This is a genomic window from Paraburkholderia sp. BCC1884, from assembly GCF_900996225.1.
Classification (GTDB): Bacteria; Pseudomonadota; Gammaproteobacteria; order Burkholderiales; family Burkholderiaceae; genus Paraburkholderia.
The window spans coordinates 392,828-406,483 of the sequence record NZ_CAAJGL010000112.1 but is presented as its reverse complement, the minus strand read 5'-3'; the positions used below and the strand labels follow the sequence as shown (position 1 = coordinate 406,483).

12 protein-coding genes are annotated in these 13,656 nt (G+C 64.4%); 1 reads left to right on the top strand and 11 read right to left on the bottom strand.

Features of this window, described 5'->3' with window-relative positions:
* Positions 1-40: 40 nt before the first annotated feature.
* From FQ705_RS27410 to FQ705_RS27375, 8 genes are all read right to left on the bottom strand, one after another.
* Positions 41-982 carry an ABC transporter substrate-binding protein gene (locus FQ705_RS27410; protein WP_144146552.1) on the bottom strand — a complete coding sequence of 314 codons (942 nt, stop codon included), beginning with the start codon at positions 980-982 and terminating at the stop codon, positions 41-43.
* A gap of 89 nt (positions 983-1,071) precedes the next feature.
* Complete coding sequence (locus FQ705_RS27405) at positions 1,072-2,097, bottom strand: ABC transporter permease (protein WP_144146549.1); 1,026 nt, start codon at positions 2,095-2,097, stop codon at positions 1,072-1,074.
* A gap of 16 nt (positions 2,098-2,113) precedes the next feature.
* Positions 2,114-3,628 carry a sugar ABC transporter ATP-binding protein gene (locus FQ705_RS27400; RefSeq protein WP_144146547.1) on the bottom strand — a complete coding sequence of 505 codons (1,515 nt, stop codon included), beginning with the start codon at positions 3,626-3,628 and terminating at the stop codon, positions 2,114-2,116.
* A gap of 216 nt (positions 3,629-3,844) precedes the next feature.
* Positions 3,845-4,588: a DUF4410 domain-containing protein gene (locus FQ705_RS27395; RefSeq protein ID WP_144146544.1), complete on the bottom strand. Its 744-nt coding sequence runs from the start codon at positions 4,586-4,588 to the stop codon at positions 3,845-3,847.
* Between the two features lie 203 nt (positions 4,589-4,791).
* Entirely contained in the window at positions 4,792-6,147 is a 1,356-nt protein-coding gene (locus tag FQ705_RS27390; RefSeq protein ID WP_144146541.1) for an ATP-binding protein, read from the bottom strand.
* Positions 6,144-6,857, bottom strand: coding sequence for a response regulator (locus FQ705_RS27385; RefSeq protein ID WP_144146538.1), 714 nt, complete (start codon positions 6,855-6,857; stop codon positions 6,144-6,146). Before FQ705_RS27385 ends, FQ705_RS27390 begins: the two co-directional genes overlap by 4 nt.
* A 26-nt stretch (positions 6,858-6,883) precedes the next feature.
* Complete coding sequence (locus FQ705_RS27380; RefSeq protein WP_144146535.1) at positions 6,884-7,174, bottom strand: EF-hand domain-containing protein; 291 nt, start codon at positions 7,172-7,174, stop codon at positions 6,884-6,886.
* Between the two features lie 68 nt (positions 7,175-7,242).
* Complete coding sequence (locus FQ705_RS27375) at positions 7,243-8,322, bottom strand: hypothetical protein (RefSeq protein WP_144146532.1); 1,080 nt, start codon at positions 8,320-8,322, stop codon at positions 7,243-7,245.
* Positions 8,323-8,624: 302 nt separating this feature from the next.
* Between FQ705_RS27375 and FQ705_RS27370 the strand changes: the two genes are divergently transcribed.
* Complete coding sequence (locus FQ705_RS27370) at positions 8,625-9,548, top strand: sterol desaturase family protein (protein ID WP_144146529.1); 924 nt, start codon at positions 8,625-8,627, stop codon at positions 9,546-9,548.
* 164 nt (positions 9,549-9,712) lie between these two features.
* Here the strand turns inward: FQ705_RS27370 and FQ705_RS27365 are convergent, their stop codons facing one another.
* The 3 genes from FQ705_RS27365 to FQ705_RS27355 form a co-directional block, all read right to left on the bottom strand.
* Complete coding sequence (locus FQ705_RS27365; protein ID WP_144146526.1) at positions 9,713-11,032, bottom strand: TAXI family TRAP transporter solute-binding subunit; 1,320 nt, start codon at positions 11,030-11,032, stop codon at positions 9,713-9,715.
* Between the two features lie 175 nt (positions 11,033-11,207).
* Positions 11,208-12,791, bottom strand: coding sequence for a glutamine-hydrolyzing GMP synthase (gene guaA, locus FQ705_RS27360; protein ID WP_144146523.1), 1,584 nt, complete (start codon positions 12,789-12,791; stop codon positions 11,208-11,210).
* 123 nt (positions 12,792-12,914) lie between these two features.
* Positions 12,915-13,655: a hypothetical protein gene (locus FQ705_RS27355; RefSeq protein ID WP_144146520.1), complete on the bottom strand. Its 741-nt coding sequence runs from the start codon at positions 13,653-13,655 to the stop codon at positions 12,915-12,917.
* Between the last annotated feature and the right edge of the window lies 1 nt (position 13,656).

Sequence of the window (13,656 nt, the reverse complement as noted above, 5' to 3'; positions counted from 1 at the left end):
CCGCCCGCCCTCCTGCCCGATCGCGCTTTAGCGGCGACGCTTAGTCATAGAGCACGGCGGAGATCTTGGGATCGTTCATATTGCTCTTGTCGTACCAGTAGAAGCCGGTGTCGACCTTTTTGGGCAGCTTTTCGCCCTTGAGCGCCTTCATCGCGGAGTCGACCACGCACTTGCCGATGCCGACCGGATTCTGCGTAATGGCGCCGAGCATCAAACCTGAGTTGATGTCGTCCTTTTGCTCCTTGCCGGAGTCGTAGCCGATCAGCACGAGCTTCTTGCCCGATTCCTTGACGCCGATCGCCGCGCCTTCGGCCGAACCTTCATTGGCGCCGAAAATGCCCTTCAGGTTGGGATTGGCCTGAATCATCGCCTTGGCGATTTCCGCCGACTTCAAATGGTCGCCCGCGCCGTACTGAACGGAGACGATCTTGATGTTCGGATGCTTCGCCTTCATCTCGTTCAGGAATCCATCACGACGATCGATGCCGGTGCGGCTCGTCTGATCGTGCACGACCAGCCCCACTTCGCCGGCATTGCCGATCGCCTCGGCCATTTTGTCGGCGGCGAGCGCGGCGGCGGCGATATTGTCGGTTGCACACGTGGTGAGCGGAATGTCGCTGTCGACGCCCGAGTCGAACGCGATCACCGGGATCTTCGAAGCCTGCGCGCGTTTGAGCAACGGAATCGCCGCCTTGCTGTCGAGTGCGGCGATGCCGAGCGCCTGCGGCTTTTTAGCGAGCGCCGCCGACAGCATGTCGATCTGCTTGTCGACCATGGCCTCGGTTTCCGGGCCTTCGAAGGTGATTCTGGCTTTCTGGTCTTTGGCCGCCTGTTCCGCACCGGCTTTAACGGCTTGCCAGAACTGATGCTGGAAGCCCTTCGAAATCAGCGGAATATACGGCTCATCCGCGTGCGCCGCAGGGGTTGCGCCAATCAGCGCGCCCAGCCCGACCACGACACCGAACAATCGTCGATTCAACATGGCAAGTCTCCTCCTAAGGTGGAACATCAACCTTCAGTTATCGAGGAAGTGCGAGCGCCCTCCTCTTCTTGATCGTATGGCGTGAAGCGTCAGCTTTTTCTGCGTCGCAGGATATCGGCGTAGACCGCCAGAATGATGATCAGGCCGGTCACCACGATCTGCCACTCCTGCGCGACCGACATGATGCGCAACCCGTTGGTCAGCACGCTCATGATGAAGGCCCCGATGATCGTGCCGAGTATCGTGCCCGAGCCGCCGCTGAGCGACGTGCCGCCGATCACCACGGCGGCGATCGCTTCGAGTTCATAGCCCTGGCCGAGCGCCGGTTGCGCCGAATTGAGCCGCGACGCGATCAGCAGTCCGGCGATACCGCAAATCGCGCCGCCCAGCGCATAGATGGCGATCTTCCATCGATCGACGTTCACGCCCGAGAGCCGCACCGCTTCCTCGTTGCTGCCGAGCGCGAAGGTGTAGCGGCCGAGCGCCGTCCGATTGAGCGTGATCGAACTGACGATCGCGAGGAAAAACAGGATCAGCACACCGTTCGGCACCGGCAGACTCGGCAGGAAATAGCCGATCAACGAGTCCTGCGAAATCATGTAGAAATTGTCGGTGTCGGTGAAATAGATCGGCTTGTCGGCGGAGACCACCAGCGACAATCCCTTCAGCAACAGCATCATGCCGAGCGTGGCGATGAACGGCGGGATTTTCATTTTCGCCGTGAGCGTGCCCGAAATGGTCCCGCACAGTGCACCGGTGCCGATCGCGGCGAGCACGCCGGTCCACATCGGCAAATGCCAGTAGGTAAGGAACACGCCGCAAATCACCGCGGTGAAAGTCATCAAGGTGCCGACGGACAGATCGATCCCGCCCGTGATGATGATGAACGTGCACGCGATTGCCAGCACGCCGTTGACAGCGGTCGCCTGCAGAATGCCGAGGATATTGTCGATCTGCAGAAACGCGGGCGAGGCGAAGCCGAAAAATGCCAGCAGCAGGATCAGGCTCGCGAAGGCGAGCAGCTTCTGCAACGCGGTCGGCGCGAAAAGCCGGGCTCTCAGACTCGAGGCAAGCCCCTCGTTCGCTAGCGCCGGCGTATCCGATGGCACGGTCATAAGGACCTCTTGAGGTTCAGGCCACTGCGTTCAGGGTTTCGCGCTGGGTCGCCAGATGCATGATGCTTTCCGGCGACGCCTGCGCGGCGGTCAGTTCGCCGGTGATTCGGCCTTCGCACATCACGACGATGCGGTCGCTCATGCGCAGAATCTCCGGCAGTTCCGACGAGATCATCACGATCGCCTTGCCCTGTTCGGCGAGCGCGCGCAGCAGCTTGTAGATCTCGCTCTTGGCGCCGACGTCGATGCCGCGCGTCGGTTCGTCGAAGAAGAGCACGTCGCAATCGCGTTCGAGCCACTTCGCAATGACGATCTTTTGCTGATTGCCGCCCGACAGCAGCCGCACCTGCTGGGTCGCCGAGGGCGTGCGAATGGCGAGCAGCTTGATGAAATGGCGGGCAGTCTTGCGGATCTGCGTGCGTCGCAAGAAAAAATTGAACGACAGGAATTTGCGCAGATTGGACATGACGATGTTCGACTCGACGTCCATGCCGGTGGCGAGCCCATAGCGCTTGCGGTCTTCCGACAGATAACCGATGCCGCGCGCCACCGCGTCGCTCGGCTGGCGGATGCTCGCCTTCACCCCGCGTACGACGATCTCGCCGGATTCGATCGGGTCGGCGCCGAACACCGCGCGCGCGACCTCCGTGCGGCCGGCGCCCATCAGGCCGGCGAACCCCAGGATTTCGCCGTTGTGCAGCGTGAAGCTCACGTCCCTGACGAGCGGGCCGGCGTTCAGATGTCTGACTTCGAGCGCAATGTCGCCCCTGCCGGTGGTGCTGTGCGACGTCGCCGCATCGGTCAGCGTTCGCCCCACCATCATGCCGATGATCGTTTCGACGCTCGTGTCCTGGGCGGCGACCGTGGCCACATATTCGCCGTCGCGCATCACGGTGACGCGATCGGCGATCTGCTTGAGCTCGTCCATCTTGTGAGAGATATAGACGATGCCGACACCGCGCCCCTTCAACTCGCGGATGATGCGAAACAGCTCGGCGATCTCGGCGTCGTTGAGCGCCGAAGTCGGCTCGTCCATGATGAGCACGCGCGAATCGAACGACAGCGCCTTGGCGATCTCGACCATCTGCTGTCTGGCGACCGTCAGTGTGCCGACCACGGCGCGCGGATCGATGCTCACATGCATGTGGGCCAGAATGTCGCGTGCCTGCGCATTGAGCTTGTCTTCGTCGAGAAACACGCCGAGGCGTCCACGCGGCTCGCGGCCGATGAACATATTCTGGGCGACGCTCAGATGGTTCATCAGTTGAAGTTCCTGATGAATGATGCCGACGCCCATCGCCTGGGCTTCGCGCGGGCTCTGGAAATCGACCGGCTGGCCGTCGCGCAGGATATCGCCCGAATCGCGGGTATAGACGCCAGCGAGGATTTTCATCAGCGTCGATTTGCCGGCGCCGTTTTCGCCCATCAGCGCGTGGACTTCACCCGCCATCAGGTCGAACTGGATATCGTGCAGCGCCCGGACGCCGGGGAAGCTCTTGCAGAGCCGCTGCACGGAGATGAGAGGAGTCATGAAGCGGAGCCGACGACAGTTCCGCAACGACCGCCGACCTCGACGCGAGAGGCGGGTCGAAAAAACACCGGGACTCGCCCGGGTTCGTGGATGAAATCGCAACGAGAAACCAGACGCATTGCTGGGCCCCCAAACCGATGTGCGACGATTCTACGCTGATGAATAGCGGCGGCTCAAGCCTGGGCATTCCCCAGTGTCGGCGCCCGACCGCAGGCTTTACATCCAGCCGTTTGCGACGCTCGCCGCCGCGATCTGCTTCGCGATCGAATCGCCCAGCTTTTTTGCGTCGCCGGCCACGCTGTCGCCTTTCACTTCGGACACACCGTGCAGCGTCGTGCCCGTCACCGCCGCTGTCGCGACATGGCCGGCCGCCGCGCCGACGCCCGCCGTTTCCGCGACGCCCGGCATGTGGCCGCTATTGGCGTCGGTGGAAAAGCTTTGCAGCGGCATCGGTGCGCCGCCGGCGGGCTTGTAGAGGATCTGGACCGACGCCCCGACTTCGCTTTTGCCGGCGCCAAGGCCGATCAGGATGCGACGGCGGCGCTTGCCTTCGTCGATCGTCTGGAAGTTGCCTTCGACGATCAGCGCGGTTTCGTGCGCCGGCACCGGGCCGTCCATGCGCACCGCACGCAGGCCCATCGACTGCAACTGGCGCACGATTTCGTCGGCGACCTGTTCGCGGGTATCGCTCGCCGTGCGGTCCTGCTTCTGCGCGGCGCTTTCCCCGCTCATCGCCGCCTTCAATTGCTGCGCGACACCACTGTCGAGTTTGACCTGACCGGGCGTGGCATCGAACGAATACACGTAGATCACGTTCGCGCGGACTTGCGGCGCCGCGCTGATCGGTGTGATGACGTCGGCGGCCGAGGCACAGCCGCTCAGCAGCAGCGATCCGGTCACGAGTGCGGCGCCTGCGAAACGTCGAGCATGGCGAACGAGGGACTTGAATGAGGTTTGCATAACGATCCTGTCATCGGCACGGTCGTGCCATCAATTGGCGGAGAAAAGCTCACCGACAATCGATCGATCCACAGGACCGCAAACCATCGGGGAACACGCAGACGCGAGTATGGGAGGAAGCGGCGGCACGCGCCATTCAGGAAGTATGTCGTTCGATGTCGCCCAGGCCGGACCCGCCTGGCGCCGGGTCGACGCGAGCGTTTTTACGCGGACTGCCGGTTCAGCGGCAAGCTGACGAGCGCCTCGAGACCGCCGCCTTCGCGGCTGCGAAATTGCAGCGAGCCGCCATGCAAACGCGCGATCCGTTCGACGATGGCAAGCCCGAGGCCCGTGCCGCCCGAATGGGTCCGGGCGTTCGCGCCGCGACTGAACGGCGCCTTGAGCTTTTCCAGTTCGTCGGCGGCGATTGCGCTGCCGCGATCGCACACGGCGACGCACGCGTAGTCGCCTTCGGTCCACGTACGCACGGCGAGACCGGTGCGCCCATAGACGATCGCGTTCTGCATCAGGTTCATGAGTAGCCGCATCAGGCTGACGGGCCGGTAGGCGAACACCGGCATGCGGCCCAGCGAAAGCTCGAACTCGTGTCCGAGGCCCGCGAAATCCGCGGCAAGCTGGGTAATCAATGCGTCGAGGTCGCCGGGCTGGGCGAGCTCACGCTCGCCACTGCCGGCGTAGTCCATGAACTGCTGGAGAATCGTGTCGATGTGGTCGAGATAGTTTTCCGCCGATGCGACGAAGCTCTCATCGGCGCCGCGCGGAATCGCCATCGCCATCGCGAGGCGCAGCTTGGTGAGCGGCGTGCGGATGTCATGGGACACGCCCGCGAGCATCAGCGCGCGGGTCGCTTCCGCCTGCTGCAACGCCTCCGTCATCTGGTTGAAGGCGCGGCTGACCTGAGCGATTTCCGTCGGGCCGTCGGTGGGCAGCGCAACGGGCGCCTCGCCCCCGCTCACGCGCCGCGCGGCCTGCGCCAGGTCCTCGAGCGGACGGTTCAGGTGCAACTGGATCAGATAACCCGTCAGCGCGGCCAGCAGCGCGAGGCCCAGCGAGAGCGCGAGCGTCGTGGTAATGCCGCTCGCCTGAGCATCTTCGGTCATCGGCAGCGCGATCCAGCAAGGGTCGCCCGCGACCCGCACGCGAATCCAGAGCCGCTCGCCGTCGCCGGTCTGCCAGCGCACCTGCATGTAGAGCGGCAGATACCGCCGCAACGCGCCGACGAAAACATCGCGTTGCCATGTGCGAAAAAAGCGCACCGGACTGGGCGTCGGTTCGAGGCCGAGATGAGCGGGCGCTTCGGTCTGCCCGCCCAGCCGCGCCGCCGCTGCCCGTCCTTCGTCGGGCGGCATGGCGACCAGCACGCTGTCGAGCGTCTTCACGTAGTCGGCGAAGATGATTGCCGCGCGATCGATGCGCGGACGCTGGACGAAATGCAGCAGCACCGTGAAAGAGCACACCTGGGTCAGCGCGACGAGCGCCACCAGCAAGGCGATATTGCGCGCCAGCAGCGAGCGCGGCAGCCATCCGAGGCGGCGGCGTGGGCGCGCGGTGTCGCTCACGAGTCGATTCCGGCGACGAGCATGTAGCCGACACCCCACACAGTCTTGATGAAGCGCGGTTTCGACGGATCGTCCTCGACGATCTGACGCAGCCGCAGGATCTGCACGTCGATGCTGCGATCGAGGGCTTCGTGGTCGCGCCCGCGCGCCCGCGCGAGCAGGTTTTCGCGGCTTACCGGACGATTCGGCGACGAACCCAGCGCATGCAGCAGCAACATCTGCGCGGAGTGCACCTCGACGGGCTCGCCGCGATGCAGCAGCGTTTGCTTGCCGACGTCGAACTGGTATTCGCCGAAGCGCAGCGTCTGCGACGTCACGGTCGGCACGCCCGCGGCCATTTTCTGGCGGCGCAGCAATGCCCGGATTCGCGCGACGAGTTCGTCGGGGAGAAAGGGCTTGGCGAGGTAGTCGTCGGCGCCGGTTTCGAGGCCGACCACGCGGTCGACCGGATCGCCCTTCGCGGTCAGCATGAGGATGGGCAGGGTCTGGCCTTCCGCGCGCAGCCGCCGGCACACCGTCAGACCGTCTTCCGGCTCCATCATCAGGTCGAGCACCAGCAGGTCGTAGGGTTCGCGCTGCAGGTAGCGGTCGAGTTGCCGGCCATCGGCGACGACGCGCACCTGGAAGCCGTGGCCGGTCAGGAAGCGTTGCAGCATATTGCGCAATTCGGCTTCGTCGTCCAGCACGATGATCCTGTTTTCCTGTTCCATGACGCGTCTCCCGCGCTCGCCGGCATTCAGCGTGCCATTGCCCGTTGCTTCATCAGGTTCTCGATCTGCGGCAGCGTGACGTAACCGACGCGCTGCGTATCGATCTCGTCGAAATGCTTCGCCACCATCGGCATGCCTGCCGCCGCCTGCTCACGCGTCAGCTTGCCGTCGCCCGTGGTGTTGGCGCTGGCAAAGCGGGCCTGCAACTGCTGCATGGCGCGCTCGCTGCGGGGCGTGTCGCCGGGCGGCAATGCGCCCTGCGCCGACGCCGCTGCAGAAACAATACACAAGACCAGAACCGTGATCATCTTTTTCATCGTTGACTCCGTGGTGTAGCCGACGCTCGTGGCCGGCGGGGTTGATGCAATTGATCTGATGTTTGGCCTCAGGCCCAGTGCGGCGGCACCCAGACGCGGCCGAGCCAATGGCCGGGCACCATCACGGCAGCGCGCGGCGCGGGGGCGACGTACACGGCGCGCGGGGCGACATACAGCGCGCGGGCTTGCGGCGCGATGAAGACGACGCGCGGCGGGGGCGGTGCGACGTAGACGACTTTGGGCGGCGGCGGCGCGACGTACACCACCTTGGGAGGCGGAGCGACGTAGACGACCTTCGGCGGCGGTGCGACATAGACGGGTTTCGGCGGCGGTGCGACATAAACCGTCTTGGGCGGCACGGGCGCGATGTACGCGACCGGCGGCGGCGTCACGTACACAGCCGGCGGCGCGACCACCACCGGTGCCGCCACGGCGACGACCGGCGGCGCCCCGACGACGACCGGGGCCGCGCCCACTACCACCGTCGCGCTGCCCGTCGCGACCGCGCCGCCATGTACGACCGTGGTGCTCCCTGTCGTCACCGTGCCGCCGTGCACGACCGTCGTGCCGCCGCCCGTCGTCACCACGCCCGGCGCCACCCGTGTCGCGCTGTCGGCATGCGTGACGGTTCCGCCGTCTGCGCCCGTCACGGTGCCGGAACGCGCGCAGGTGGACCCGGCGCAGTTCGTCGACGCGGCGTGACTGGTGGCATTGCCGTTCGCGGCGGTGACCGTCCCCGAGGACGAATACTGACCCGGCGCGTTGCGCGTCACGCTGCCCGAGGTCGTCGCGCTGTGGCCGTCGGATCCATTCAGGCTGCCGGTGTGATCGCACGCGCCGCCCGCGCAGCTGGTGTCGCCGGAGTGCTGCACCTGCCGTCCGTTGGGACCGGTCGCCGTGCCCGAATTCGAGAACTGGCCGGGGGCGGTGCGGGTCACGCTGCCGCTGTTGGTCGCAACCCGGCCGTAGGGATTTTCGACGGCGCCGGCGTGCGAGCACGTGCCGCCGCCACAGGACCCGTAATGGGCGCCGTTGTAGGTGCCGTGCGGCGTGTAGGCGGTGCCGTGGCCCGACCATCCCGCCACGGCGGGTGTGCTGACGGCGATGAGCATGGCAGCGGCGGCTGCGGCGAGGTGATGGAGTTTCATTAGCGATCCTTCCTGGTTCGTTTCAGTCACGCACAGTGGCGTGGCAACGGAACGAACTATAAGAGGACCCCGCGAACTAATCGACGCGGAAAACATGTCGCGGTGTTACACCACCGCGACGTGCCGCCCGCGCCCGCCCTGCAGCGCTGGCGCGGCCCTCGCGGCCCGCATGTCGTGACATGAGCCGACATAGTTTCCGCGTGGTTTTCAGCCGGCCGGCCCACTACATTAGCTGAACCCGACGCGATAGCGGCCTGTTCCCGCAGACGACGCGTCTCATCTCAACCGGTTATCTGCCCATCATGCTCACCACTGGAAAACTCGCGCTTTGCGTCACCTTGTTCGTCATTGCCGTCTCGCTGATCGAGGCGTGCGTCCTTACCCACAAACTACGCGGCACCGCTGCGCGCTTCGACTGGTATGAAGTGTGGATTTCGCTGGCCGACGTGGCCGGACGCAAGCTGCTGGCCTTCCTGCCGCTCTCGCTTGCGGCGCCCGTCTTCGCGCTCGCCTGGGATCACCGCCTCTTTACCGTCACGCTCAACAGTGCACTGATGCTGTTCCTGCTGTTTATCGGCCAGGAGTTCTGCTACTACTGGTATCACCGCGCGTCGCACCGTATCCGCTTTTTCTGGGCGACGCATGCAGTGCATCACTCGCCGAACCAGTTAACGCTGTCGTCCGCTTACCGGCTCGGGCTGACCGGCAAGCTGACCGGCTCGGCGATCTTTTTTGCGCCGCTCGTGTGGCTCGGCGTGCGTCCGGAAATCGTCCTGGCGACGCTGAGTTTCAACCTGCTTTACCAGTTCTGGCTGCATAACACGTGGACGCCGAAACTCGGCTGGCTCGAGTACGTGTTCAACACGCCGTCCGCACATCGCGTGCACCACGCGTCGAATGTCGATTATCTGGATGCGAACTTTGGCGGTGTGCTCGTTATTTTCGACCGCCTGTTCGGCACGTATGTCGCCGAGCGCGCCGATGAGCCGTGCCGTTACGGTCTCACCACGCCGACGCGTTCGCGCAATCCGCTGGTGGTCGAATTCGAGCACTGGGTAAGTCTCGCCCGCGATGTGGCCTCGGCGAGCAGCGTGTGGACGGCGATCCGCTACGTGATTCTGCCGCCGGGCTGGCAAGCGGACGGCTCGGGCGACACCACCGAGTCGCTGCGCGAACGCAATCTCGCCGCGCGTCGCACAGTGCCGGTCAGTACGCCGGGACGCTGAAAGGAATTCGCGTGACCGGAGAGTTCCGGTCACGCGCGTGGCTACGCACGACGCTCTGCCCTGTTCCTGGATCAGGCTTGGGCTCGGCTAAAGGCCGCGATTGCTGCGGGCTGACACCAGGCTTTTGCCGCCATGCTCACTGGCTTGCCGCAGCGGTTGATCGATCAGGTGCGGCCACCGGATGTGGATTCGTTCATCTTCGCAGCGGCCTGGGAAATCCGGTCCCGCACGACACCGATTGCCTGCTTGAGCGCGTAGACATCCTGAAAATAGCGATGTGGAATCCTTATCTGGCTGGCATGCGCATCGATGCTCTCGATTTCATCGCGCCATTTCGCGATCTGGGTCGGGGCCGGTTGCGCGTTTTTCCATATTTCGTCTTCCAGCGATTTGATCTCCCGATACCACACCACAAGCCGTCTTTTCATCCGCGCCTCCACCATGCGCGGCAATGCCTGCAGCAAGCCTATCAGCAAAGCCATGAAGGGCAGCAGGATCAGCAATCGCCTTTCGATGAGACTCGCCAGCCAGAATGGCAGGTAGCGTTGCAGGAACGGGCGACCCGATTTGAAGTAGCGAACGCTCTCGTCGGAAATGGGAAATTCTTCGGTGTTCAGGTTGGGAAACGTGCCTAGCGGCGTGAAGTAATCGTCGCCGCCGTGGACCGTTTTGGCCGCGTCCAGCAGCAGGTAGTCGAGCGCCGGGTGCAGGCTGTCTTTGGACACGAGCAGAGCCGTGGCGGCCAGCAAGGTGACATCGGCCCGCGGCAGATCGTTGACGATGCTGGTCGAGGCGCGTGGGAAAATAATTTTGGAGAGGGACGGAAATTTTTGCGCCAGCGCTTCGGCCTGGGCAAAACTCATCAGCTTCAAGTCGCTGTTGAGCAGCGTCTTCTGGATGGCTGCGTCGGGTCTGCCGATAAAGAACGCCGCATCCAGTTGGCCATTCTCAAGCGCCTGATAGGCCTTGAGCGCATCCATCTCGAGCAGTGTGGTGTTGTCGCGCGTGATGCCGCTATAGCCCAGCAGGACGAGCGAGACATTGAGCAGGCCGCTGCCGGGAACGCCGATGGCAACCTTCTTGCCGCGCAGTTGCGCCAGCCGGTTGACGATCGTGTCGCCGCGATAGAACACCCAGATCGGCTCGTATGAGACGGCGGCGATGGTCTCCAGGTGATCGGTTTCTTTGGGGCTGGTGGTGCCCGACTGGATGAAGCCCACTTCGTATTCGCTGGCGGGATTCGTCAGCCGCTGATAATTCTCGACCGACCCGGACGAAGCGCGGATATCGAGCGTGATGCCTTCGCGCTTCAGGATGGGCGCATAGCGATCCGCAAAGCCTCGATAGATACCGTTGTCCGCACCGGTCGTGATGACGATCGTGCGCTGGAGGGCGGGTTTGAGTGCTGTGACGAATGCCCAACCTAGCATGGCCAACAGCACGATCAGGCAGATGATGAGAAGTCGCCGGCGCCCCCGCGTCATGCGAGGTCTGCGGCTACGATGCAGCGCTGGATTGTGTCTGGGCATCGCTAGCGCACTCTCGTCAGGCGTTCCCTGAGCGGGACGGATAAAGGGCGAGCATCGTATGGCGTCGCCGCGGTTGGGACAGTTTTACTGCCGCCAACCGCGAGAGCTACCGATGCCCGCTAGCCGACGCTTATTCCCACTCGATCGTTGCCGGCGGCTTCCCCGAGATGTCATACACCACCCGGTTGATCCCACGCACTTCGTTGATGATGCGGTTCGACACATGACCCAGCAATTCATGCGGCAGATGCGCCCAATGCGCGGTCATGAAGTCCAGCGTCTGCACGGCACGCAGCGCGACGACGTACTCATAAGTGCGGCCGTCGCCCATCACGCCCACACTCTTCACCGGCAGGAACACCGCGAAAGCCTGGCTCGTCAGGTCGTACCACGACTTGCCGGTTTCCTTGTCGATGAAGGTACGCAGCGTCTCGATGAAAATCGCATCCGCGCGGCGCAGCAGGTCCGCGAAATCGCGCTTCACTTCGCCGAGAATCCGCACGCCCAGACCCGGGCCCGGGAACGGATGGCGATACACCATGGCCGGCGGCAGACCGAGCTTCACGCCCAGTTCGCGCACTTCGTCCTTGAACAGTTCGCGCAGCGGTTCGAGCAGCTTCAGGTTCAGCGTTTCCGGCAGGCCGCCCACGTTGTGGTGGCTCTTGATGGTCTGCGCGCCCTTCTTGCCCTTGCCCGCCGATTCGATCACGTCCGGATAGATCGTGCCTTGCGCCAGCCACTTCGCGTCGGTCAGCTTGCCCGCTTCGGTCTGGAACACTTCGACGAATTCCGCGCCGATGATCTTGCGCTTCGCTTCCGGATCGGTCACGCCGGCCAGCTTGCGCAGGAACACTTCGCTGGCGTCGACGTGGATCACCTTCACGCCGAGGTGGTCGGCGAAGGTCGCCATCACCTGCTCGGCTTCGTTCAAACGCAGCAGGCCGTGATCGACGAACACGCAGGTCAGCTGATCGCCGATCGCGCGATGCAGCAGCGCCGCCGCCACCGACGAATCCACGCCGCCCGACAGGCCCAGAATCACGTGTTCCTTGCCGACCTGCTCGCGAATCTTCGCGACGGCTTCGTCGACGTAGTTGCCCATTTCCCAGTCGGGCTGCGCACCGCAGATCTTCAGCACGAAGCGTTCGAGCATCGCGCGGCCCTGGACCGTGTGGGTGACTTCCGGGTGCCATTGCAGGCCGTAGAAATGACGTTTCTCGTCGGCCATCGCCGCGATCGGGCACGATTCCGTCGACGCCATCAGCGCGAAGCCCGGCGGCATTTCCAGCACCTTGTCGCCGTGGCTCATCCACACCTTCAGCATGCCGTGACCTTCCGGCGTGGTGAAGTCGCTGATGCCTTCCAGCAGGCTCGTATGGTTGCGCGCGCGCACTTCGGCGTAGCCGAATTCACGCAGATGGCCGATGTCGACCTTGCCGCCCAGCTGCTCGGCCATGGCTTGCATGCCGTAGCAGATGCCGAGCACCGGCACGCCGAGTTCGAACACGGCTTGCGGCACGCGCGGCGTATCCGTTTCGGTGACCGAGCTCGGGCCGCCGGAGAGGATCACGCCCTTGGGCGCGAAGTCGCGGATGAACGACGCGTCGACGTCGTACGGATGGATTTCCGAATACACGTTGGCTTCGCGAACGCGACGTGCAATCAGTTGGGTGACTTGCGAACCGAAGTCGAGGATCAGGATCTTGTCATGCATGGCAGCGGACGGAGTCAAAAGTGAGCGGATATAAGATGCCGCGCGCAGTGCGCGGCGTTGAATTCAAAGCGGTCCACGGGAGGACGATCGAGCGTGAAACGTGACGCGGCGATGGGCGGTGCGTCAACCATGCAGCGGTGGCCGGGGCGCGCCGGCGGCGGCGTCGCGGGCATCGTCGCGGGCGGCTGCGGCTTCGGCGCGGGCAGCCCGTTCGGAGGCCGTCAACCCGGGCTCGTCGACTTCGGGATGAAGCGACGCCACCGACGCCGAACTCACCGGCCGCGATACCGGTACGACCGGCACCACGGGCTCGACGATCGGCTCGGCGTGATACACCGGAAAACCTGCCGTTACGTGACCCGGCTCGCGCCGGCTGGCAGCCACGTTCGCCGCATCTTTCGCGGCGTCTTTGGCGGCCTGTTTCTCGGCGCGCTCAGCGGCGACGGCTTCGGCCAGCCGCACTCTTTCGCGCCGGCGCACCGCGCCAGACAGGCGCACGCCGCCCAGACCGATCACCAGCAGCACCACGCCGCTCAGCACCGCGACGATCTGCCCAAAACCGGTGAGCGCCGGCGTATGCAGACCGAGCAGCCAGATCAGCATCAGCACGCCGGTCAGCCAGTTCACGTGGCCGACCACCTTGGCGACCGTCGAGGTCAGCGCCCCGTCGACCGACGCATGGAAGGCCAGCCACGCCAGCCCGATCAGCGCCACGCCAAACCCCTGGCCGACCAGCGCCGGCTGGGTTTGCACCAGAAGCAGCGCGTTGTACAACGAAGTCCAGGGCGTCAGCAGGAACAGCACGCCGAACGCAAGCAACAACAAGGCATCGAGGATGAGTACAGCGCGCAGCAATGGCTTCATT